Annotated in this window: 17 protein-coding genes; 16 read left to right on the top strand and 1 reads right to left on the bottom strand. The window is 32.2% G+C overall.

The features are described from left to right. The first annotated feature begins 7 nt into the window (after window positions 1-7). Window positions 8-2,902, top strand: a complete 2,895-nt coding sequence (gene infB, locus ABY298_RS04105; protein ID WP_372744759.1) for a translation initiation factor IF-2 — start codon at window positions 8-10, stop codon at window positions 2,900-2,902. Window positions 2,903-2,969: 67 nt separating this feature from the next. Here infB and ABY298_RS04110 read toward each other — a convergent pair whose 3' ends face one another. Next, the gene (locus ABY298_RS04110; RefSeq protein WP_372744733.1) at window positions 2,970-3,341 is read right to left on the bottom strand and encodes an SPOR domain-containing protein; all 372 of its coding nucleotides are present in this window, start codon (window positions 3,339-3,341) and stop codon (window positions 2,970-2,972) included. Window positions 3,342-3,557: 216 nt separating this feature from the next. Here ABY298_RS04110 and ABY298_RS04115 point away from each other — a divergent pair, with 216 nt between their 5' ends. The 15 genes from ABY298_RS04115 to ABY298_RS04185 all read left to right on the top strand — a co-directional run bounded on the left by ABY298_RS04115 (window position 3,558) and on the right by ABY298_RS04185 (window position 24,088). After that, window positions 3,558-5,123 (top strand): c-type cytochrome, encoded by a 1,566-nt coding sequence (locus ABY298_RS04115; RefSeq protein ID WP_372744734.1) that lies wholly within the window; start codon window positions 3,558-3,560, stop codon window positions 5,121-5,123. Between the two features lie 32 nt (window positions 5,124-5,155). Continuing rightward, window positions 5,156-8,212, top strand: a complete 3,057-nt coding sequence (locus tag ABY298_RS04120) for a TAT-variant-translocated molybdopterin oxidoreductase (protein WP_372744735.1) — start codon at window positions 5,156-5,158, stop codon at window positions 8,210-8,212. Between the two features lie 34 nt (window positions 8,213-8,246). After that, the gene (gene nrfD, locus ABY298_RS04125; RefSeq protein ID WP_372744736.1) at window positions 8,247-9,959 is read left to right on the top strand and encodes an NrfD/PsrC family molybdoenzyme membrane anchor subunit; all 1,713 of its coding nucleotides are present in this window, start codon (window positions 8,247-8,249) and stop codon (window positions 9,957-9,959) included. Window positions 9,960-9,961: 2 nt separating this feature from the next. Continuing rightward, complete coding sequence (locus ABY298_RS04130) at window positions 9,962-10,489, top strand: DUF3341 domain-containing protein (RefSeq protein ID WP_372744737.1); 528 nt, start codon at window positions 9,962-9,964, stop codon at window positions 10,487-10,489. A gap of 1 nt (window position 10,490) precedes the next feature. Next, window positions 10,491-11,045 carry a cytochrome c gene (locus ABY298_RS04135; RefSeq protein ID WP_372744738.1) on the top strand — a complete coding sequence of 185 codons (555 nt, stop codon included), beginning with the start codon at window positions 10,491-10,493 and terminating at the stop codon, window positions 11,043-11,045. Between the two features lie 28 nt (window positions 11,046-11,073). After that, window positions 11,074-12,405: a quinol:cytochrome C oxidoreductase gene (locus tag ABY298_RS04140; protein ID WP_372744739.1), complete on the top strand. Its 1,332-nt coding sequence runs from the start codon at window positions 11,074-11,076 to the stop codon at window positions 12,403-12,405. Window positions 12,406-12,498: 93 nt separating this feature from the next. Beyond that, window positions 12,499-13,506, top strand: coding sequence for a cytochrome c oxidase subunit II (locus tag ABY298_RS04145; protein ID WP_372744740.1), 1,008 nt, complete (start codon window positions 12,499-12,501; stop codon window positions 13,504-13,506). 30 nt (window positions 13,507-13,536) lie between these two features. Beyond that, complete coding sequence (locus ABY298_RS04150) at window positions 13,537-15,288, top strand: cbb3-type cytochrome c oxidase subunit I (RefSeq protein WP_372744741.1); 1,752 nt, start codon at window positions 13,537-13,539, stop codon at window positions 15,286-15,288. A gap of 137 nt (window positions 15,289-15,425) precedes the next feature. Beyond that, a complete protein-coding gene (gene ruvB / locus ABY298_RS04155; RefSeq protein WP_372744742.1) occupies window positions 15,426-16,448 on the top strand; it encodes a Holliday junction branch migration DNA helicase RuvB in 1,023 nt (340 codons plus the stop codon). 78 nt (window positions 16,449-16,526) lie between these two features. After that, on the top strand, window positions 16,527-18,251 hold the full coding sequence (locus tag ABY298_RS04160) for a SulP family inorganic anion transporter (protein ID WP_372744743.1): 1,725 nt from the start codon (window positions 16,527-16,529) through the stop codon (window positions 18,249-18,251). Window positions 18,252-18,261: 10 nt separating this feature from the next. Then, window positions 18,262-19,998, top strand: coding sequence for a SulP family inorganic anion transporter (locus ABY298_RS04165; protein WP_372744744.1), 1,737 nt, complete (start codon window positions 18,262-18,264; stop codon window positions 19,996-19,998). A 111-nt stretch (window positions 19,999-20,109) separates the two neighbouring features. Then, window positions 20,110-21,525 carry a rhodanese-like domain-containing protein gene (locus tag ABY298_RS04170; RefSeq protein WP_372744745.1) on the top strand — a complete coding sequence of 472 codons (1,416 nt, stop codon included), beginning with the start codon at window positions 20,110-20,112 and terminating at the stop codon, window positions 21,523-21,525. A gap of 123 nt (window positions 21,526-21,648) precedes the next feature. Then, window positions 21,649-22,056: a rhodanese-like domain-containing protein gene (locus tag ABY298_RS04175; protein WP_372744746.1), complete on the top strand. Its 408-nt coding sequence runs from the start codon at window positions 21,649-21,651 to the stop codon at window positions 22,054-22,056. Then, complete coding sequence (locus ABY298_RS04180; RefSeq protein WP_372744747.1) at window positions 22,056-22,625, top strand: DUF3365 domain-containing protein; 570 nt, start codon at window positions 22,056-22,058, stop codon at window positions 22,623-22,625. Before ABY298_RS04175 ends, ABY298_RS04180 begins: the two co-directional genes overlap by 1 nt. A gap of 5 nt (window positions 22,626-22,630) precedes the next feature. After that, entirely contained in the window at window positions 22,631-24,088 is a 1,458-nt protein-coding gene (locus tag ABY298_RS04185; protein WP_372744748.1) for an NAD(P)/FAD-dependent oxidoreductase, read from the top strand. The last annotated feature ends 13 nt before the right edge of the window (window positions 24,089-24,101 follow it).

A 24,101-nucleotide genomic window follows, 5' to 3' on the forward strand; every position in this document is an offset into this window, starting at 1 on the left:
TAACTATATGGCTGACAACAAAACATTGAGACTAAACAAAGTATTACGAGAATTAAATATCTCATTAGACAGGGCTGTTGAGCATTTAACAAGTCACGGCTTTGATATTGAAGCTAGACCAACAACCAAAATTTCTAATGATGAATACGAAATATTATTGGATGGTTTTCAAACTGATAAAAGCAAAAAAGCTGAATCTAAAGAAGTAGGTGAGGAAAAACGAAAAGAAAAAGAAGCTTTACGTATTGCCTTAGAAGAAAAACAAGAAAAACATCGGGTTGAAGAAGAAGCTAAAAAGGTAGTTGTTAAAGCAAAAGCAGAAAAGCTTGAGGTTAAAACAGTGGGTAAAATTGATATTGAACCTAAAAAAGAAACTGTTGTAACACCACCAGTTCAAGAAAAAGCTGAAGAAAAGCCAGTTATTGAGGAAAAACCAAAAGTAGTTGAGGAAGTAAAACCACAACCGGAAAAACAAGAAGTTAAAACTCCAATAGTTGAGCCAATTAATAAGGTAGTTGAAACAGAAAAACCAATAGTGGAAAAACCAATAAGTAAAACTGTGGAAACAGAGAAACCTAAAGCTGCCGTTACACCAACACCTAAAAAAGAATTTGTAAAACCTGAAAAGCAACCACCAGTTGCTCCAAAAGGTCAAGAATCTAAAAAGAAAGTGGAAGATGTAATAGAGCCAGTTGAGTCTCAAACTATTGAAACAAAATACAAAAAATTAGAGGGTCCAAGAATTACTGGAAAAACTATAGATTTAAAACAGTTTGAAAGACCTAAAAAGAAAAAACCTGAACCTCAAGCGGCAGGAACTAAAAAAGAAGGAGATACTTCTGATCCGAATAAAAAGAAGCGAAGAAGAATTAAAAAAACACCTTTTGGTGCTGATAAAAAGCCGGGGGCTCCTGGAACTTCTCAAAGAGGTCCTGCGGCACGTGGTGGAAATGCACAACGCGGAGGTAGAAAACCTATTATTAAAGAGGAACCTTCTGAAGCAGATGTACAAAAACAAGTACGTGAAACTTTAGAAAAACTTCAAGGTAAATCTAAAAAAGGTAAAGGAGCTAAATATAGAAGAGATAAAAGAGATTTACACCGTCAACAATCTGAAATAGATCAAGAATTACAAGCTGCAGAAAGTAAAATTTTAAAAGTTACAGAATTTGTAACTGTAAGTGAAATTGCTACTATGATGGATATTCCAGTAACAAAAATTATTGGAACTTGTATGTCATTAGGTATGATGGTTACAATGAATCAACGTTTAGATGCTGAAACTTTAACAATTGTTGCGGAAGAATTTGATTATTCATTAGATTTTGTTGGAGCAGAAGTAGAAGAATCTATTGAAGAACATGTAGATACCGAAGCAGAATTGGAATCAAGAGCTCCAATTATTACGGTAATGGGACACGTGGATCACGGTAAAACATCGTTATTAGATTATATTAGAGAAGAGAATGTAATTGCTGGTGAATCAGGTGGAATAACACAACATATTGGTGCTTATGGAGTTCAATTAAAAAATGGACAAAAAATAGCATTCTTAGATACTCCTGGTCACGAAGCCTTTACGGCAATGCGTGCTCGTGGAGCTCAGGTAACGGATTTAGTAATTATTGTAATTGCTGCGGATGATGATGTAATGCCTCAAACAAAAGAAGCAATTAGTCACGCACAAGCTGCAGGAGTACCTATTGTATTTGCAATAAATAAAGTAGATAAACCAGCTGCGAATCCTGAAAAAATTAAAGAGCAACTTTCTCAAATGAACCTTTTAGTTGAAGATTGGGGAGGTAAAATTCAATCTCACGAAATTTCTGCAAAAACTGGACAAGGAGTTGAAGAATTACTTGAAAAAGTTTTATTAGAAGCAGAAATGCTAGATTTAAAAGCAAATCCTAATAAACACGCAGTGGGTACAGTTGTAGAAGCCTTATTAGATAAAGGTAGAGGTTATGTTTCTACTATTTTAGTTCAAGAAGGAACTTTAAAAATAGGAGATTATATGCTTGCAGGAAAACATAGTGGTAAAGTAAAAGCTATGTTTGATGAAAGAGGTAATTCAATGAAACAAGCAGGACCATCAACACCGGTTTCAATATTAGGTTTAGATGGAGCTCCTCAAGCAGGTGATAAGTTCCATATTTTTGAAGATGAAAAAGAAGCAAAACAAATTGCTTCAAAAAGATCTCAATTACAACGTGAACAATCTGTTAGAACACAACGTCATATTACTTTAGACGAAATTGGAAGACGTATTGCTTTAGGTGACTTTAAAGAATTAAATATTATCTTAAAAGGTGATGTGGATGGTTCTGTAGAAGCTTTAACTGATTCATTCCAAAAACTTTCTACTGCAGAAATTCAGGTGAATATTATTCATAAAGGAGTTGGTGCAATTACCGAATCTGATGTATTGTTAGCTTCAGCTTCTGATGCTATTATAGTTGGATTTAATGTGAGACCTTCTGGTAATGCTAGACTATTAGCTGATAATGAAGAAATTGATGTACGTACATACTCTATTATTTATGATGCAATTAATGATCTTCGTGATGCAATGGAAGGAATGTTATCTCCAGAATTGAAAGAAGAAGTTACTGGTAATGTTGAAATTAGAGAAGTATACAAAATTTCTAAAGTTGGAAATATTGCTGGTTGTATGGTAACTAGTGGAAAAATATTTAGAAATTCTAAAATTAGAATTATTAGAGATAGTGTTGTTGTTTATTCTGGCGAATTATCGTCTTTAAAAAGATTTAAAGATGATGCTAAGGAAGTTTCAAAAGGATATGATTGTGGTCTTCAAATTAAAAATTACAACGATATTGAAGTTGGAGATGTTATTGAAGCATATCAAGAAGTAGAAGTTAAAAAGAAATTAAAAAGATAATTTTAATTTTAATATATAAAAAAAAAGAGGCATCAGCCTCTTTTTTTTGTTTGTAAATTATTGGTTTTTATAGTTTTTCTTCTAATACAATTGCTCCAATAAACTTGTCTTTTATAATTAGCAAAGTTCTATCTGCCTCTAATCTAGTTTTAAATGGACCAACTTGAGTTTTCCATTCTGGAGATTTATAGATTATTACCGTCGGATAATCTGGATATGCAGCATCAAAATCGCGCTTTATTTTATATGCTTGAGACTCATTTCCGTTAAAAAGTTGAATTTTAAAACCCCCATAGTATTTATTTTTCTTGTTGTTAACTCTTTTTTGTTCAATCAATTTTGCAATTTTATCACTTTCTGTTTGTGCATAAGCGAAATTAAAACTCAAAAACACAGCTATAGAAGCTAACAATACCATTCTTTTTGATAAAATATTCATAAAAAATTTAATTTTTTTCAAATTTATAGTTTTATCTGAAATACACATGGTTATTTTTATTATTTAGAATCAATATAAATTAACTTTAACATTATTTTTAGATTTTTTGTTTTATATATTAATAGTACTTTTGTTAAATCGTGTAAAAATGACTTTTGTCATATATTATTACATGAAAATATTGTACCAAACAAGAAAGAAAAGATTTTTTTAAGTATGAAAAGTGTGAAATTACACAGTCCCTTATCAAGATTAGTCATTAGTAGTCTTGCTTTCCTTTTATTATTTTCACTCAATTTAACGGCTCAAGAAGGCGATGTAGTTAATGGAGAAAAACTCTTCAAATCTACATGCGCAGCTTGTCATAAGTTGGATAAAAAGCTTGTAGGTCCTGCATTGCAAGGAGTTACAGAGAGAAGAGATCAAGATTGGTTAATTTCTTGGATTAAAGATAGTCCGGGAATGATTAAATCAGGAGACAAACTTGCAATTCAGGTTTTCGAAGAGAACAATAAATTGCCAATGACTGCTAATCCTCAATTATCCGATCAGGATATTATTGATATTTTAGCTTATACAAAAGGTGAACCTGCTTCTGCAGTGGTTGCTGCTTCACAAGAAGCCGATCCTGGAGTTGAATTAGGTAAACAAATTTTTAAGGCTAATTGTGCAGCTTGTCACAAATTAGAAGGGAAGCTTATTGGCCCTGAACTTTTAAAAATTACAGAAAAGCGTGAGGCTGCTTGGTTAAAAGCTTGGATTAAAGATAATAATGCTTTAGTTGCGTCTGGAGATAAATTAGCAAAAGAAGTTCAGGATAGTAATCCTTCAGCTATGACTCCTTTCCCTCAGTTAACAGATGAAGACATTGATAATGTTTTAAAGTATTTAGCAGTTGGAGACGTGCAACCTGTAGCTACTACTGTTAGTACAGCTGGAAGCGAAGAGATATTTAATAAGCCTGGTATTGGAATTCTTCCATCATTATTAATTACAATATTGGCATTTTTACTATTGTCAATTGTAGTTGCTGCAACTACAAATAAAAAAGTAGTAGATGGAGAAGAAGAAACAGTAAGCATGTTAAAATCTATGATTTTTAACCCTTTCTTACGTTTCTTAACCTTAATCTTTGTATTGTTAGGAGGTGCTTGGTTATTGTTCTCTTGGTTATTACAAATTGATGTTAATGAAGGATATCAACCAATTCAACCAATTGCATTTTCTCATGCTGTTCATGCTGGTGATAATAAAATTGATTGTCAATATTGTCACTCATCTGCAAAACATAGTAAAACATCTGGAATTCCAACCGCTAACGTTTGTATGAACTGTCATAAATCTATTACTGAATATAATGGAGAATTATTTGATGGGCATACTAAAGAAGATTTGGATAAAGAAATCCAAAAAATATACGATGCCGTTGGTTGGGATAAAGAAAATGTGAAATACATTGAAGGTTTTGAACAAAAACCTATTGAGTGGGTGCGTATTCATAATTTAGCAGATTTTGCTTATTATAATCACTCTCAGCACGTAACAGTTGCTGGGTTAGATTGTCAAAAATGTCACGGACCTGTTGAAACCATGCACGAAATGCGTCAGTTCTCACCATTAACAATGGGATGGTGTATTGATTGTCACCGAACTACAAAAGTTGATATGACTGAAAATGGATATTACAAAAATATTCACGATCAATTAGCTAAAAAGTACGGTGTAAAAGAGGTGACAGCTGCTCAAATGGGTGGTTTAGAATGTGGTAAATGTCACTATTAATATTAATTACAAAGTAAATAACAAAATATAAAATGGCATCAAACAAAAAATACTGGAAAAGTGTTGAAGAACTAAACGAAAATAGTTCTATTGTTGATACGTTAAAAAATAACGAGTTTGTTGAAGAAATTCCTACTGATGAGTTTTTAGGAAACAAAGAAACTTTAGAGGCTTCATCAACTTCACGTAGAGACTTTTTAAAGTATGTTGGATTTACAACAGCAGCAGCATCATTAGCTGCCTGTGAAGGTCCGGTTGTAAAATCAATACCTTATGTTATAAAACCCGATGATATTATTCCTGGTGTTGCGGAATATTATGCAACAACAATGGCTGATGGATTTGACTTTGCAAATGTATTAGTTAAGGTAAGAGAAGGGCGACCAATAAAAATTGAACCTAATAAAGAAGCGAATGGAGCTACAAATGCTCGTGTGCAAGCATCAGTTTTATCATTATATGATAGTTTTCGTTTAAAGGCACCAAAAGCTAATGGTTCAGAAATTTCTTGGAGTGATGCTGATAGCCAAATTATATCAAAATTAAATGAAGTAAAAGAAGCAGGTTTGCCAATTGCTGTGTTAACAGGAACTTGTGCAAGTCCATCAACCAATAAATTAATAGCTAAATTAGGTGAAACTTTTGGAACAGTAAATCATGTTATATATGATGCCGTTTCAGAATCAGCTGCATTAGATGCTTTTGAAGAAATGTATGGCTCAAGAGCTTTACCAGATTATCATTTAGATAAAGCTGAGGTAATTGTTTCTATTGGTGCAGATTTCTTAGGAGATTGGCAAGGAGGAGGATTCGATGCTGGATATGCAAAAGGGCGTGTTCCTAAAAATGGAAAAATGTCTCGTCATATTCAAATTGAATCGAATATGACTTTAACTGGAGCTAATGCAGATAAGCGTTTTATGGTAAAACCATCGGAGCAAAATTTAGCCCTAATAAAATTATATAATGCTGTAGTTAATGGTATATCTACCAGAGAAGCTAGTCCGCTAAGTGATGTTGTTTTAAAAGCTGCAGTTCAAATTAAAGCTGCTGGTACAAAGGCAGTTGTAGTTACGGGAATTCAAGATAAAAATGCGCAGTTGTTGGCGTTAGCAATTAATAAACATATTGCAAGTGAAGTTATAGATGTAGTTGCAACAAAAAATATAAGAAAAGGGAATGATGTAGAGGTAGCTAAATTAATTGCCGATATGAATGCTGGCAAAATTGGAGCTGTAATTATCAATAATTCTAACCCAGTATATTCTTTACCAAATTCATTGGAGTTTGTTGAAGGGTTAAAAAAAGTAAGATTATCCGTTGCTTTTTCTATGCAGGATAATGAAACAGCAAATGCTGTTCAGTTTGCCTTAGCTACTCCTCATTATTTAGAATCTTGGGGAGATGTTGTTATTAAAAAAGGACAATATAGTTTAATGCAACCAACTATTAAACCATTATTTAATACACGTCAGTTTCAAGACACGGTATTAACTTGGATAGGTAGTTCAACTTCTTATTACGATTTCTTAAAAGAATCTTGGAATTCTGATATTTTAGGAGGAACTTCTTGGAATCAGGCATTGCACGATGGTATTTTTACTACTGAAGTAAATTCAGAAGTAACAGCATTAGATGTTGATATTGATGCTGCAGCTACAGCTTTAGCAGTAATTAAAGGAAGCGAATTAGAGCTAGCATTGTACACAAAAACAGGAATGGGTGATGGTCAAATGGCAAATAACCCTTGGTTACAAGAGTTTCCAGATCCTATTACAAGAACATCTTGGGATAACTATTTAACAATTTCTAAAGCAGATGCTAAAGCAATTGGAGTTGTAAATCATCACGTTGCAAATGGTGCTTTAAACGGAAGTTTAGTAGAATTAACCGTAAATGGAGTTTCTGAAATTTTACCAGCGTTAATTCAGCCAGGGCAAGCGAAAGGATCATTAGGGTTAGCACTTGGTTATGGTCGCAAGCAAGGTTTAAAACCAGAAATGCAAACCGGAAAAAATGCATATAAATTTTATAAAGGTTCCAATAATTATCAAGCAGATGTAAGTTTAAAAGTAGTTGTTGGAGAACACGAATTTGCGTGTGTTCAGTTGCACAATACTTTAATGGGTAGAGGTGATATTATTAAGGAAACAACAATTGAGGATTATAATAATGTAGACTCAAAAGAATGGAATAAAGTTCCAAAGGTTTCATTAAATCATAATGAAGTTGATGCATCTTCTGTGGATTTATGGGAAGAGTTCGATAGATCAACAGGGCATCATTTTAATTTATCAATAGATTTAAATGCTTGTACAGGTTGTGGAGCATGTGTTATTGCTTGTCACGCTGAAAATAATGTGCCGGTAGTTGGTAAAGAAGAAATTAGAAAATCTAGAGATATGCACTGGTTACGTATTGATAGATATTATTCTCATGAGGAAGATTTTGCAGGAGATAATGAGAAGAAAGAAGCTGGAACAGGAGTTATTGGATATAAGGATACAATGGCAGAATTGGAACATGCATCTGAAAATCCTTCGGTTGCCTTTCAGCCTGTAATGTGTCAACATTGCAACCACGCACCTTGTGAAACAGTTTGCCCTGTTGCAGCAACATCACATAGTCGTCAAGGTCAAAACCATATGGCATATAACCGTTGTGTAGGTACAAGATATTGTGCAAACAACTGCCCATACAAAGTACGTAGATTCAACTGGTTTAATTATCCAAATAACAGTGAATTTGATTTCAATATGAATGATGATTTGGGTAAAATGGTATTAAATCCAGATGTTACTGTACGTTCTCGTGGGGTTATGGAAAAATGTTCTATGTGTGTTCAAATGACACAAGCAACTATTTTAAAAGCTAAAAAAGAAGGAAGACCAGTAAATACTAATGAGTTTTCAACTGCATGTTCAAACGCATGTAGTACTGGCGCTATGGTATTTGGTGATATAAATAAAGAAGAAGACACTGTAACAGGGTTAACTAAAGATAAAAGAGCATATCATTTATTAGAGCATGTAGGTACAAAACCAAATGTTGTATACCATGTGAAAGTAAGAAATACTCAAGAAGCATAAATTAATAATAATAGATAATAATTAAATTAGAATTATGTCGTCTCATTACGAAGCACCTATTAGAAGACCTTTAATTGTTGGAGATAAAAGCTACCACGATATTACTGTGGAAGTAGCAGCTCCTATTGAAGGTAAAGCAAATAAATTATGGTGGACTGCATTTACAATTGCATTACTAGCCTTTTTATGGGGATTAGGATCAATTTTTTACACCATAGGAACAGGAATTGGAGTTTGGGGATTAAATAAAACCGTTGGATGGGCTTGGGATATTACCAATTTCGTTTGGTGGGTAGGTATCGGTCACGCTGGTACATTAATTTCCGCTGTATTATTATTGTTCCGTCAAAAATGGAGAATGGGTATTAACCGATCTGCAGAAGCAATGACAATTTTTTCTGTTGTTCAGGCGGGTTTATTCCCAGTAATACATATGGGTCGTGTATGGAATGCACACTTTGTATTACCTATCCCTAACCAATTTGGAACACTTTGGACAAACTTTAACTCTCCATTATTATGGGACGTTTTTGCAATTTCAACCTATTTATCTGTTTCATTAGTTTTTTGGTGGACTGGATTATTACCTGATTTTGCAATGTTACGCGATAGAGCTGTAAAACCTTTTCAAAAGAAAATTTATAGCTTAGTAAGTTTTGGTTGGTCTGGTAGAGCAAAAGATTGGCAACGTTTTGAAGAAGTATCATTGGTATTAGCTGGTTTAGCAACACCATTAGTGCTTTCTGTGCATACAATTGTATCTTTTGACTTTGCAACCTCAGTTATTCCAGGTTGGCATACTACAATTTTCCCTCCATACTTTGTTGCTGGAGCAGTTTTCTCTGGATTTGCAATGGTAAACACCTTGTTAATTATTATGAGAAAAGTTTCTAATTTAGAAGCTTATATTACAGTACAACATATAGAATTAATGAACATTGTAATTATGATTACAGGTTCAATAGTTGGATGTGCATATATTACAGAATTATTTATAGCTTGGTATTCAGGTGTTGAATACGAACAATATGCCTTTTTAAACAGAGCAACAGGACCTTACTGGTGGGCTTATTTATTAATGATGAGTTGTAACGTTTTCTCACCGCAGTTTATGTGGTCAAAAAAATTACGTACAAGTATAATGTTTTCATTCTTTATTTCAATTGTAGTAAATATTGGAATGTGGTTTGAAAGATTCGTAATTATTGTAACTTCATTACACAGAGATTATTTACCATCATCTTGGACAATGTTCTCTCCAACTTTTGTTGATATTGGAATTTATGTTGGAACAATTGGATTCTTCTTTGTATTATTTTTATTATACGCTAGAACATTCCCTGTAATTGCGCAGGCCGAAGTAAAATCGATATTAAAATCATCAGGTGAAAACTATAAATTGTACAGAGATGCTGGTGGTAAAAATCCAGCGCCAATTAAAAAAGTTGTAAAATCTTATAGTGCTGATAAAATTGAAGATACATCTTCTTCAAAAAATAATTTATTAAGTGCTTTAGGAACTTTTGATGCTAGTACCCAAAATGCTGATGACTTAAAGTTAATTAGTGGAGTAGGGCCTAAATTAGAAGAAACTTTGAACGAAATAGGTATTTTTACTTTCGATCAGGTGAGTAAAATGACAGAAAAAGAATATGACTTGTTAGATTCATTAATGGACTCTTTTAAAGGAAGAGCTTTAAGAGATGATTGGGCAGGGCAAGCAAAAAACTTAAAAAATAAAGGGTAAATATGAGCTCAAAAGTAATACAAGCAATGTATAACGACGATGACATCCTGATGGATGCCGTTAAAGAGGTACGTGCAGCAAATCATCATATTGCAGAAGTGTACACTCCGTTTCCAGTTCATGGATTAGATAAAGCAATGGGACTTAAAGGAACCAGAATTGCAATTACTGCATTTTTATATGGTTGTGTTGGTTTTTCTTTCGCTATTTGGATGATGAATTATATGATGATAGAGCAATGGCCACAAGATATTGGTGGAAAACCAAGCGTTAGTTTCTTTTTAAATATGCCTGCGTTTGTACCAATTATGTTTGAATTAAGTGTGTTTTTTGCAGCCCATTTAATGGTAATTACATTTTATATGCGCAGTAGATTATGGCCTTTTAAAGAAGCTGAAAATCCTGATCCTAGAACTACAGACGATATGTTTGTAATGGAAGTGTATGTTGATGGAAATGAAAATGAATTGGTTTCTTTTTTAGAAAATACAGGAACTGTAGAAATTAAAGTAACAGAAAAGCACAATTAAAATGAAAAACATTTTAAAAATAACAATAGCATTGGCTTTCTTATTCTCGTTATCATCTTGTTGGGGAGATAAAACGAAGCCTAATTATCAATATATGCCAGATATGTATAAATCTGTGGGGTACGAAACATATTCTCAAAACCCAAATTATGCAAATGGAATGACTACTCAAACTCCTGTTGATGGTACAATTGCTCGTGGACATGTTCCGTATGATTATGAGAATTCAGAGGTGGGATATATGGCTGCCAAATTAGATTTAAAGAATCCTTTAGATGTAAACGATGCTAATATAGCTAATGGAAAAAAAATGTACGATATATATTGTATTTCTTGCCACGGAAGTACTGGTGCAGGAGATGGAGAATTAGTTAAAAGAGACAAATTTTTAGGAGTTCCTAATTATAAAGATAGAGAAATTACTGAAGGAAGTATTTACCATGTAATTATGTATGGAAGAAATATGATGGGTTCACATGCTTCTCAGTTAACTGCTAAAGAACGTTGGCAAGTTACCATGTACGTTCAACAGCTTAGAACAGAATTATTAAAATAACACTTTTACAAAGATATAATTTTTAGATATGTATACCTTTTCAAGTAAATTAAAACAATTTTCATTTGCTTTAATGATTATAGGATTTTTGGGAGTAGCCTATGGGTTTTTCTCAACACCAAATTCAGTAGAAGATGTGAAAGTAATGTTGGCTGAAAGTCATGATGCACATGGTGAAGTTGCGGTTCATGAAAATGAAACTACAAATGATGCTGCTGCAACTCATGAAAATGTAGCACATTCAAATGATACGCATGCAGAACACGCATATCATTATTTAAAAAATAAACCTTGGTCAGCATTATACGTTGCCTTGTTTTTCTTTTTTATGATATCATTAGCTACTTTAGCTTTTTATGCAATTCAACATGCGGCTCAAGCAGGATGGTCAGTTGTACTATTTAGAGTAATGGAAGCTATAACAGCATATTTACCTGTTGGTGGTGTGTTGTTATTTGTGTTTTTTGTATTATCATCATTACATTTAAATCATTTATTTATTTGGATGGATCCAGAAGTAGTTGCACACGATGAATTAATTCAAAATAAGGCAGGGTATTTAAACGTACCTTTCTTTTTAGCAAGAGCAGCTATTTATATTGGTGGTTGGATTTGGTATCGTCAGCACGCACGTAAATTAACCTTGGCACAAGACAACGCTGCGCTAGGAGATGTTAGCAATTATACTAAATTATTTAAGCGTTCAGCGGCATTTTTGGTATTCTTTTTAGTAACAGAATCTATGATGTCTTGGGATTGGATTATGAGTTTAGATCCACATTGGTTTAGTACGTTATTCGGATGGTATGTTTTTGCAAGTATGATTGTGTCTGCAGTTACTACAATTGCATTAGTTTCTATCTATTTAAAAGGAAAGGGATATTTAGAGTTTGTAAATAATAGCCACCTACATGACTTAGCTAAGTTTATGTTTGGATTCAGTATTTTTTGGACATACTTATGGTTCTCTCAATTTATGTTAATCTGGTATGCAAACATACCAGAAGAGGTTACCTATTTTGTAAGTAGATTTGGAGATTATAAATTACCTTTTTTAGGAATGCTAGTGTTAAACTTTGTTTTTCCATTATTGGTATTAATGAATAGTGACTTTAAACGTGTAAACTGGTTTATAGTTTGTACAGGTATCATTATTTTAATTGGTCATTACGTAGATATTTTTGTAATGATTATGCCAGCAACTGTTGGTGATCAATGGTATTTTGGAATTTCTGAAATAAGCTCAGTACTATTAATTTTAGGTTTATTTATTTATGTTGTATTCTCAGCATTATCTAAAGCTCCTTTATTAGCAAAAGGAAACCCATTTATTAAAGAAAGTGAACATTTTCACTATTAATAATATATAAATCAAGTATTAATGAATCCTGAATTCTTAGTTATTCAGGATTTTTTTTATATTTGACATTACTATACTAACAACTAAAAAAATATGACAGCATTACTTTATGTAGTACTTGCTATTGTTGTTGCCGTGGCAATATGGCAAATAGCGAGTATTTTTAACTTAAAAGGTGTAATAGCCACCCAAAAGGATAACAATACACAGGGTATTTTATTTGCCCTTTTTGGAATTTTCTTTTACGGTTTAATGATATTTTCCTTTGTAAAATATTCTCCGTTATTACTGCCTGATTCAGCATCGCTTGAAGGTGAAAAATATGATACATTGTATTTAATAACTATGTTATTAATACTTGTAGTTCAGGCAATTACTCAATTTTTATTATTTTACTTTGCCTTTAAATATAGAGGTGTAAAAGGTAGAAAAGCATTATTTTATGCCGATAGCCATAAATTGGAAACAATTTGGACAGTGGTTCCGGCTATTGTATTAGCTGGTCTGGTTTTATACGGATTAACGGTTTGGAATGATGTTATGGATTCTTCTGATGCTGAAAATCCATTAATTATTGAAGTTTATGCAAAGCAATTTCAATGGGAAGCTCGTTATGCAGGAAATGATAATGAACTAGGTTTAGCAAATGTTAGAAACATTGAAGGTATTAATACAATGGGAGTAGATATGACAGATAAAAATGCCTTAGATGATGTTCCTACTAGAGAATTACGTTTGCCAAAAGGGAGAAAAGTAATTTTTAAATTTCGTTCACAAGATGTATTGCACTCTGCATATATGCCACATTTTAGGGCTCAAATGAACTGTGTTCCTGGTATGGTTACTGAATTTGCATTTACCCCAAGTATGACAACTGAAGAAATGCGATTGAATGAAAAAACAATTAAAAAAGTTGAAGGAATTAATAAAATAAGAGCTGAAAAAGGTGAAGATCCTTATGAGTTTGATTATTTACTGCTATGTAATAAAATATGTGGAGCTTCACATTATAATATGCAAATGAAAATTATTGTTGAAGAAGAAGCTCAATTTAATTCTTGGTTAGCAAGTCAAAAAACCATGGCACAAGTTGTTCAATAAAAATCTACTACTTTACTAAAAAAATAAAATATGTCAAATCATCATCATAAAGAAACATTCATTACAAAATACGTTTTTAGTACTGACCATAAAATGATTTCGAAACAGTATTTAGTTACTGGTATTTTTATGGGAATTATAGGAGTATTTATGTCTATGTTATTTCGTTTACAAATTGCTTGGCCAGATACATCATTCAGTATTATAGAAGCTTTTTTAGGACGTCATCAAGATGGAGGAGTAATGTCGCCAGATATTTATTTGGCTATAGTAACAATTCACGGAACCATTATGGTTTTCTTTGTATTAACTGCCGGATTAAGCGGAACATTTAGTAACTTATTAATTCCATTGCAAATTGGAGCCCGAGATATGGCTTCAGGCTTTTTAAATATGGTTTCTTACTGGTTGTTTTTCTTATCAAGTGTAATTATGGTTATTTCACTTTTTGTTGAAGCAGGACCCGCAGCAGCTGGGTGGACAATTTATCCACCATTAAGTGCTCTTCCGCAAGCAATTCCAGGGTCTGGTTTAGGAATGACATTATGGTTAATTTCTATGGCAATCTTTATTGCATCGTCTTTATTAGGGTCTTTAAACTATATTGTTACGGTACTTAATTTAAGAACAGTTGGAATGAAAATGACTCGACTTCCTTTAACAATTTGGGCGTTTTTTGTAACGGCTATTATTGGTGTTGTTTCGTTTCCTGTATTATTATCGGCAGCTTTATTATTAATTTTTGATAGAAGCTTTGGAACATCATTTTTCTTGTCAGATATTTTTATTCAAGGAGAGGTTTTACATTATCAAGGAGGATCTCCAGTATTGTTTGAGCATTTATTTTGGTTTTTAGGCCATCCAGAGGTTTATATTGTTCTGTTACCAGCATTAGGAATTACATCTGAAATTATTTCAACAAATTCTAGAAAACCAATTTTTGGGTATAGAGCAATGATTGGTTCTATTATTGCAATTGCCTTTTTATCTACAATTGTTTGGGGTCACCATATGTTTGTATCTGGAATGAATCCATTTTTAGGATCGGTTTTTACATTTACAACCTTATTAATTGCAATTCCATCAGCAGTAAAAGCATTTAATTATATAACTACACTTTGGAAAGGAAATTTACAAATGAATCCAGCAATGCTGTTTTCAATAGGATTGGTTTCAACGTTTATTTCTGGAGGATTAACAGGATTGGTTTTAGGAGATAGCGCATTAGATATTAATGTGCACGATACGTATTTTGTGGTTGCTCACTTCCATTTAGTAATGGGTGTATCTGCTATTTACGGTATGTTTGCGGGTGTATACCATTGGTTTCCTAAAATGTATGGTAGAATGATGAATAAAACATTAGGTTATTGGCATTTCTGGATTACAGCTGTTGCAGCTTATGGTGTTTTCTTCCCAATGCATTTTATTGGTTTAGCAGGTTTACCTCGTAGATATTATTCTAATACGGCATTTCCATTATTTGATGATGTTGCGGATGTAAATATTGTAATTACAATGTTTGCACTATTAGGAGGTGCAGCTCAAATTATATTTTTAGCAAATTTCTTTATTAGTATTTATAAAGGTAAAAAGGCAGAACAAAATCCTTGGAAATCTAATACTTTAGAATGGACTACTCCAGTAGAACACGTACATGGAAATTGGCCTGGAGAACTTCCAACAGTTCACCGTTGGGCTTATGATTATAGTAAGCCTGGTCACGAGAGTGATTTTGTAACGCAAACAACACCATTGTATGATGGTGAAGAGGAATCATAAAATTATTTGGTTATAAAGCATAAAAACTCAGCATATTTCAATTTTAAATATGCTGAGTTTTTTTTAGATTATTTTTTGGTGAAATTTTTAATTTTCATTCTTCCATTTTCCATCGCTAATTATTTATCTTTGTTTTTATGAATGATAACTTGAATCCCGACAAAGAACATTTTTCTCCAGAAGAATTAGATGTAGAGAAAAAATTACGTCCTCTTTCATTTAGTGACTTTACTGGTCAGGAGCAAGTTTTAGAAAATTTAAAGATTTTTGTAGAAGCTGCCAATCAGCGAAACGAAGCTTTAGATCATACTTTATTTCACGGTCCTCCAGGATTAGGAAAAACTACTTTAGCACATATTTTAGCCAATGAATTAAATGTTGGATTAAAAATAACTTCGGGGCCAGTTTTAGATAAACCTGGTGATTTAGCTGGATTATTAACCAACCTAAGTGAACGTGATGTGTTGTTTATTGACGAAATTCACAGATTAAGTCCAGTTGTTGAAGAATATTTGTATTCTGCTATGGAAGACTATCGTATTGATATTATGATAGAAAGTGGACCAAATGCCAGAACCGTTCAAATAGATTTAGAACCCTTTACATTAATTGGAGCTACTACACGATCTGGATTATTAACTGCACCAATGCGTGCACGTTTTGGAATAAGCAGTCGTTTACAATATTATAATACAGAATTGTTAACAACAATTGTTCAACGTAGTTCTGCCATTTTAAAAGTACCAATTTCTATGGAAGCTGCTATTGAAATTGCGGGTAGAAGTAGAGGAACACCGCGTATTGCTAATGCTTTATTGCGCAGAGTTAGAGATTTTGCACAAATTAAAGGCAATGGCAATATTACCATACAAATTGCAAAATATGCTTTGGAGGCTTTAAATGTTGACGCGCATGGTTTGGATGAAATGGATAATAAAATTTTATCAACTATTATTGATAAATTTAAAGGAGGTCCTGTAGGTATTAGTACTTTAGCTACAGCAGTAGGTGAAAATTCTGAAACTATTGAAGAAGTGTATGAACCTTTTTTAATTCAGGAAGGATTTATTATGCGTACGCCTAGAGGAAGAGAAGTTACCGAGTTAGCATATAAACATTTAGGTAAAATTAAAAGCCACAATCAGGGCGAATTATTTTAATTTTAATGTGACTTTCATCACAATACTAAATAATTAACGAAGTACTTTTGTTACTAATTGTTATATAAACTTATGAATATGAGTTTAAAAAAAATATTCCCATTTTTAACGTGGTTACCATTTGTTAAGCAAACTTGGAAAGACGATTTTATAGCTGGAATTACCGGAACTATAATTGTAATTCCTCAGGCTGTTGCTTTTGCTATGATTGCCGGATTACCACCTGTTTACGGGTTTTATACTGCTATGATTACTCCAATAATTGCTGCAATATTTGGATCATCGTATCATCTAATTTCTGGACCAACAACAACAGGATCTATAGTATCATTTGCTGTAATTAGTAAGTTTATAACCCCAGAATCAGATTTAGAAGCTTTTATTTCTTTAGCTATTTTATTATCGTTTATGACAGGTGTTATAAAATTACTTATGGGAGTTGCCAAAATGGGGAAATTAGTAAATTTTGTTTCTTATTCTGTAGTAATTGGGTTTTCTGCTGGAGCTGGTATTTTAATTGGTTTTAAACAATTAAAGCATGTTTTTGGAATAGATGTTCCTCAAGGAAGCTCTTTTTACGAAATATCTGCGTATATAATTTCACATATAGAAGATACAAACATATACGTACTTATAGTTGCTATTGGAACGCTTTTATTGGCAATTCTTATTAAAAAAATTAAATATATATCTAGATTAAATATGCTGTTAGCTATGATTTTAGGAAGTTTACTAGCGCTTTTTTTAGGAAGATTTACACAAGGAATAGAAACCATTGGTCATGTTCCATCTAATTTACCGCCTTTTAAAATCCCTGATTTTAATTTTGAAAATATGCGAATGTTAACTTCTGGAGCTATAACTTTAGCTTTAATAGGTTTGGTAGAAGCTGTTTCAATTTCACGTGTAATTGCATTGCAATCGCAACAAAAATTAAATAATAATCAAGAGTTTATTAGTCAGGGCTTATCAAATATTGTTTCAAGTTTTTTCTCATCATATATAAGTTCTGGATCATTTTCCCGTTCCGGAGTTAATTACCAAGCTGGTGCAAAAACGCCATTATCTGCTATTATTTCGGCTATAGGATTGGTAATTGTAGTGTTGTTTTTTGCAACTTACGCATCGTATTTAGCCAAACCTGCTATGGGTGGTATTATTTTGTTAGTGGGTTATAACTTAATTAATTTTCATCATATAAAGCAAATTATAAAGAGTAGTAAGCGTGAATTTGTAGTTTTAGGATTTACCTTATTAGGTACCTTGTTTTTAGAATTAGATATTGCCTTATTTTTAGGAATTTTAATCTCATTATTTTTTTATTTAGAAAAAACTTCGAATCCTAATATTGCAGTATTTGGTAAAAATTATCAAGATAAATTTATCAATATTATTAGAGATGATACTTCTAAAGAATGTCCACAATTAAAAATGATTCGTGTAGATGGATCTATCTATTTTGGAGCTGTTGAAGGAATTTCGAATTATTTTAGTGATTTATATAAAGATAATAAACAACAACATTTACTTATCCTCTCAAATGGTATTAATTTTATTGATGTTGCTGGAGCAGAGTGGTTAACCCAAGAAGTGCTTAAATGGCAAAAAAGAGGAGGTGGAATATACTTTGTTGGTTTAAAATTAATTAGCCAAGATATTCTTCAAAATGGAGGATTTTTAGAGAAAATAGGTGAGGAAAATTTTTTTAAAGATAAAAATACTGCGGTTTCAACAATTTTTAAAAAACTTGATAAAAACATTTGTCAAAATTGTGATATAAAGTTATTTAATGAATGTAAATAGGAAATTATAAATGAAAATTAAAAAGTTTATTCCAATATTAGAGTGGTTACCGAATTATAAAAAATCGTGGTTTAAAGATGATTTTGGTGCAGGATTAACAGTTGGAATAATGTTAATACCGCAGGGAATTGCATATGCAATGATAGCTGGTTTACCGCCAATTTATGGTTTGTACACTGCCATGATTCCTCAAATTATTTATGCAATTTTTGGAACTTCTCGTCAGTTAGCAGTTGGTCCGGTGGCTATGGATTCATTAATTGTTGCTTCTGGAGTAGCAACTTTAGCAGAAATTGGAACGGAACACTTTATTGAATTTGCTATTTTGTTGGCTTTTATAATGGGAGTTTTACAAGTGCTATTTGGACTATTTAAATTGGGTTTTTTAGTAAATTTTTTATCTCGCCCGGTTATTAGTGGTTTTACATCAGCAGCAGCTTTAATTATTGCTTTAAGTCAATTAAAAAATTTATTAGGCGTAAATCTTCAAAAGGGAAATAAAATTCATGAACTTATTATTGATGTATTTAATCATTTAAATGAAATAAACTGGCTTACATTTACCATTGGCGTTTTATCTATATTAGTTTTGGTATTTTTTAAAAAATTAACAAAAAAAATACCCGCTGCTTTAGTGCTGGTTATTTTAGGAATAGTTTCGGTAAAATTTTTTAATTTAAATGAAACTGGTGTAAAAATTATTGGAGAAATTCCTAAAGGGTTGCCTGCTTTTAAAGTTCCAAGTTTTCAATGGAATGTAATTGTAGATTTGTTTCCAATTGCCCTAACATTAGCTTTTATAGCATTTTTAGAAGCTATCTCTGTTGCAAAGGCCATTGAGTTAAAGCATAACAATTACAAAGTAAATCCAAATCAAGAGTTAATTGCCATTGGAATGGGAAACATTGTAGGTTCTTTTTTTCAAACATACCCAGCAACTGGAGGTTTATCAAGGTCGGCGGTTAACAATCAAGTTGGTGCAAAAACACCCATGGCTGCAATTATTTCTAGTGCTATAGTTGGGCTAACTCTTTTGTTTTTAACACCTGTTTTTTATTATTTACCCGAAGCCGTTTTAGCAGCAATAATTATAGTAGCAGTTTTTGGATTGTTAGATTTTACAGTACCAAAACAATTGCTAAAATATTCAAAAAGAGAGTTAGTAATTTTAAATATTACTTTATTAATTACAGCTACTATTGGTATAAAAGAAGGTGTTTTTATTGGAGTAGTGTTATCTTTAGGAATGTTAATTTATAGAAGTACCAAACCGCATATTGCTATTTTAGGAAAAATTCCAAATACGCACTTTTATAGAAATATTAAGCGTTTTGAAGGTTTATTGGAGGTAAATCCAAGCATTTTAATTGTCCGCTTTGATGCCCAGTTGTTTTTTGCCAATGTGCAATATTTTAAAGATAAATTAGAAGAGTATGTTGAAAAAAAAGGAGCAGGTTTAAAGTTAATTATAATTGATGGAGAAAGTATTAACACTATTGATAGTTCTGGAATTTATATGATGAATGATGTGATATCAAAATATAATACTAAACAAATTGAAATTGCACTTACAGGTATGAAAGGTCCAGTACGTGATATTTTAGAAAAAAGCGGTGTAATGAAAAAAATTAGCTACCAAAACTGTTTTATGAGTATTCAAGAAGCTGTTGATGCTTACGAGGACAAAATAAAAAATAAAGAAATGGAGTTAAAATATTTTGAATATATAAAACAAACAAACAATTAAAATTTTCTTAAAAAAGTGCTCTATGTAACCTTTATCACAAAAAAAAAGAACGATTCATGTAGCTTTGAATAACTACCCTACTAAGAATAATAATATTAAAATCAGAGAATTATGAAAGTTGAACAATTATTTACAGGCTGCTTGGCAGAAATGGCTTATTACATTGAATCTAATGGAGAAGCTGCAATTATTGATCCGCTTAGAGAAACTGAACCGTATATTGAAATGGCAAAAGCTGATGGAGCAAAAATTAAATATGTTTTTTTAACTCACTTTCATGCCGATTTTGTTTCTGGTCAAGTTGATTTAGCAAAAAAAACAGGTGCAACCATTGTATTTGGTCCAAATGCAAATCCACATTACGATATTCATCAAGGAAAGGATGGTGAAGAATTTAAAATAGGAAAGGCTACCTTAAAACTTTTACATACACCTGGTCATACAATGGAATCTTCTTCCTATTTGTTAATTGATGAAAATGGTAAAATGCCGTATGTATTTACTGGAGATTGCTTGTTTATTGGTGATGTTGGAAGACCAGATTTGGCAGTGAAATCTGATTTAACCCAAGCAGATTTAGCAGGTCATTTATTTGATTCGCTTCGAAATAAAATTATGACTTTACCAGATGATATAATTGTATATCCAAATCACGGTGCAGGCTCTGCTTGTGGAAAAAACATGAGTTCAGAAACCTTTGATACGCTTGGAAATCAAAAGAAAACAAATTATGCTTTAAGAGCTGATATGACAAAGGATGAATTTATAACTGAAGTTACAACTGGGTTAAAACCAGCACCACAATACTTTGGTAACAATGTAAGAATGAATAAAGGCATTAATACAAGTATTGACGATATACTTCACAGAGGTACAACACCATTAGATGCTGCTACATTTAAAGAAATGAGCGAGCGAGATGATATTTTGGTTGTAGATACCCGTTCAAAAGACGATTATACGGAAGAAGGAACGGTTCCAGGAGCTTGGTATATTGGTGCTGATGGAGGTTTTGCCCCTTGGGTTGGATCGTTAATAACAAACATAAAGCAAAAAATAATTTTTATTGCAGAAGGTGGTAGAGAACATGAAGTTGTAACGCGTTTTTCAAGAGTTGGTTACGATAATACCTTAGGGTTTTTAAGAGGAGGAATGCACGCGTGGTTAGCAGCAGGCTATGAAGTAGATAAAATTGGCTCCATGTCTGCAGTACAATTTGCTAATAAACTAAAAGAAGGAACAATAGAAATAGCGTTGGATGTAAGAAAAGAATCTGAATATCTTTCAGAGCATGTGGTTGGAGTAGAAAATTTCCCATTAGAATTTATTCATTCTAATTTTGCTGAAATTAAACCAGATAAAACCTATGTATTACACTGTGCAAGTGGCTATCGTTCACTAATTGCCGCTTCAATTTTTAAAGCAAATGGAGTAAAAAATGTTTTTGATGTTAGAGGAGGATTTAAAGATATTAAAGATACTGGTACAAAATTAACAGATTACGTTTGTCCAACAACATTACTATAAATAATTTTATTTGTATATAATATTTAAGGGAGTTTTTAACTCCCTTTTTTTATTTTTAATTCGTAACTTTAGTTACTACAAACGCAAATAAGTAAGTATACATTTGTAAAAAATCGAAAACATATGAATATTAAATTGAAATTAGTACTTGTTTTAAGCGCGCTACTTGTTAGCTTAAGTTGTAACTCTAAACCGCCATTAAATGAACAGGAAAAATCAGCAATTCATTTGGTTAATCCTTCTGAATTTAAAGAGAAATCAGTAAATCAAGTTATAATTGATATAAGAACACCTCAAGAATTTAGTCAGGGACATATTGAAGGAGCTATTAATATCAATTATTACGATAATACCTTTATGGATCAAATTGAAAAATTCGATAAATCTAAACCTATTTTTTTGTATTGCAGATCGGGCAACAGAACATCTTCTGCAAGTGCTAGAGTGGCAAAATTAGGATTTGGAGAAGTTTATGATTTACAAGGTGGAATTATGAATTGGGCTAGACATAATCAACAAATTATAAAGTAATGAATAAAAAAATAATAGTTCTTTTAACTGTATTAATTGGATTGTTTTCTTGTACTACATCTATTTCAGAAAAAGATAAAGAGGTTTATACTTCTAAGGGCAAAGAAATTGCAGAAGCGTCATTTTTAGAATTAAGTACACAACTTACAGCGCAAATGAAAGCAGGAGGTACTGCACAAGCAATACCTTTTTGTAATCAAAATGCAATGCCAATTACCAATCAGTTGTCTAAAAAGTTTGAAGCTACTATTAAAAGAACTTCTACTAATATTAGAAATGAACAAAATGCACCAACAGATAGAGAGGTTGAAATTATGAATCAGTATAAAAAAATGATTTCTGAAAAAAAAGATTTAAACCCAATTGTAGAATTAGATGTTGATGCAAAAAAGCATTTTTATGCACCTATCATTTTAAAAGCAAATTGCTTGGTTTGTCATGGAAAAGTAAGTGAAACAGTGAATATTAAAACAGATTCTATTATAAAATCATTATACCCAAATGATAAGGCTGTAGGATATAACGAAGGAGATTTAAGAGGTGTTTGGAGTATTACTTTTAAAAATTAAAAATTATGGCAAAAGTAGTTGTTTTAGGTGCAGGAATTTCTGGTCATACAGCAGTTTCCTATTTAAGCAGAGGGCTTAAAAAACCTCACGAAGTTGTAATGATTTCTCCTAATAGTAATTTTCAATGGGTTCCTTCAAATATTTGGGTTGGAGTTGGATTAATGACACCAGATCAAGTAAAATTTGCATTAGCTCCTGTTTATAAAAAAATGGGAGTTAACTACAAGCAAGCTTTAGCGGTTTCTATAAATCCAGAAGGAGATTTGGAACATGATAAAGGTTTTGTAACTATAAAATATGTTTCTGAAGATAAAAAAGATGTAGAAGAAAAAGTTACTTATGATTATTTAATAAATGCAACAGGACCAAAATTAAATTTTGAAGCTACGGAAGGTTTAGGGCCTAAAAAACATACCGAATCAGTTTGTACTTATGATCACGCAGCACACGCTTGGACTAAATTACAAGAGTCTCTAAAAAAGATGGAGAATGGCGAGCGTCAAACATTTTTAATAGGTACTGGTCACGCTATGGCAACTTGCCAAGGTGCCGCTTTTGAATATGTTTTAAATATTGCTTTTGAAATTAAAAAAAGAAAATTACAACATTTAGCAGATTTGTGGTGGATTACTAATGAATATGAATTGGGAGATTTTGGTATGGGTGGTGCCTATATTAAAAGAAATGGCTACATAACTCCAACTAAAATTTTTGCGGAATCTATTTTAAAGGAATATGGAGTTCAATGGATTAAGCAAGCTGGAGTTCAAAAGGTAGAAAAAGGCATAGTACATTATGAAAATTTAAAAGGTGAATATCATACTTTAAATTTTGATTTTGCTATGTTAATTCCTGGATTTGCAGGTGCAGGTATGAAAGCATTTAATAAAAAAAACGATGATATAAGTGCAGAAGTTTTTGCTGCAAATGGCATGATGAAAGTAGATGCAGATTATTCTCCAAAACCTTACGAAGATTGGAAGGCAGAAGATTGGCCATTAACTTATCAAAATGTAAAATATGACAATGTTTATGCTGCCGGAATTGCTTTTGCTCCACCACATGCAATGTCTAAACCAATGGAAAGCCCTAACGGAACAAAAATATTTCCAACACCACCAAGAACTGGAATGCCATCTGGTGTTATTGGAAAAATAGTTGCTCAAAATATTATTCATTCTATTAAAGTTGGTAAAATTGAGCATCCTCATAAAGCCTCCATGGCAAAAATGGGTGCAGCTTGTATAGTTTCTGCAGGTTATGGTTTAAGAAACGGTCAAGCGGCTGTTATGACAGTTAATCCAATTGTACAAGATTGGGAAAAATACCCAAAATGGGGTAGAGATATTGATGATACTGTTGGTGTTGTTGGTACAGCGGGCCATTGGATGAAATTATTTATGCATTATATGTTTTTATATAAAGCAAAAGCGAAACCTTTTTGGTGGTTAATTCCAGAATAATTTAAAACTAAAC

The organism is Lutibacter sp., assembly GCF_041596795.1.
In the GTDB taxonomy this organism is placed as follows: Bacteria; Bacteroidota; Bacteroidia; order Flavobacteriales; family Flavobacteriaceae; genus Lutibacter.

Excerpts from the sequence above, each read along its gene's own strand:
- ABY298_RS04145 (WP_372744740.1), top strand. The coding sequence starts at position 12,499 with ATGACAGCATTACTTTATGTAGTACTTGCTATTGTTGTTGCCGTGGCA.
- ruvB (WP_372744742.1), top strand. The coding sequence starts at position 15,426 with ATGAATGATAACTTGAATCCCGACAAAGAACATTTTTCTCCAGAAGAA.
- ABY298_RS04115 (WP_372744734.1), top strand. The coding sequence starts at position 3,558 with ATGAAAAGTGTGAAATTACACAGTCCCTTATCAAGATTAGTCATTAGT.
- infB (WP_372744759.1), top strand. The coding sequence starts at position 8 with ATGGCTGACAACAAAACATTGAGACTAAACAAAGTATTACGAGAATTA.
- ABY298_RS04135 (WP_372744738.1), top strand. The coding sequence starts at position 10,491 with ATGAAAAACATTTTAAAAATAACAATAGCATTGGCTTTCTTATTCTCG.
- nrfD (WP_372744736.1), top strand. The coding sequence starts at position 8,247 with ATGTCGTCTCATTACGAAGCACCTATTAGAAGACCTTTAATTGTTGGA.
- ABY298_RS04130 (WP_372744737.1), top strand. The coding sequence starts at position 9,962 with ATGAGCTCAAAAGTAATACAAGCAATGTATAACGACGATGACATCCTG.
- ABY298_RS04185 (WP_372744748.1), top strand. The coding sequence starts at position 22,631 with ATGGCAAAAGTAGTTGTTTTAGGTGCAGGAATTTCTGGTCATACAGCA.
- ABY298_RS04180 (WP_372744747.1), top strand. The coding sequence starts at position 22,056 with ATGAATAAAAAAATAATAGTTCTTTTAACTGTATTAATTGGATTGTTT.
- ABY298_RS04150 (WP_372744741.1), top strand. The coding sequence starts at position 13,537 with ATGTCAAATCATCATCATAAAGAAACATTCATTACAAAATACGTTTTT.
- ABY298_RS04160 (WP_372744743.1), top strand. The coding sequence starts at position 16,527 with ATGAGTTTAAAAAAAATATTCCCATTTTTAACGTGGTTACCATTTGTT.
- ABY298_RS04175 (WP_372744746.1), top strand. The coding sequence starts at position 21,649 with ATGAATATTAAATTGAAATTAGTACTTGTTTTAAGCGCGCTACTTGTT.
- ABY298_RS04110 (WP_372744733.1), bottom strand. The coding sequence starts at position 3,341 with ATGAATATTTTATCAAAAAGAATGGTATTGTTAGCTTCTATAGCTGTG.
- ABY298_RS04165 (WP_372744744.1), top strand. The coding sequence starts at position 18,262 with ATGAAAATTAAAAAGTTTATTCCAATATTAGAGTGGTTACCGAATTAT.
- ABY298_RS04120 (WP_372744735.1), top strand. The coding sequence starts at position 5,156 with ATGGCATCAAACAAAAAATACTGGAAAAGTGTTGAAGAACTAAACGAA.
- ABY298_RS04140 (WP_372744739.1), top strand. The coding sequence starts at position 11,074 with ATGTATACCTTTTCAAGTAAATTAAAACAATTTTCATTTGCTTTAATG.
- ABY298_RS04170 (WP_372744745.1), top strand. The coding sequence starts at position 20,110 with ATGAAAGTTGAACAATTATTTACAGGCTGCTTGGCAGAAATGGCTTAT.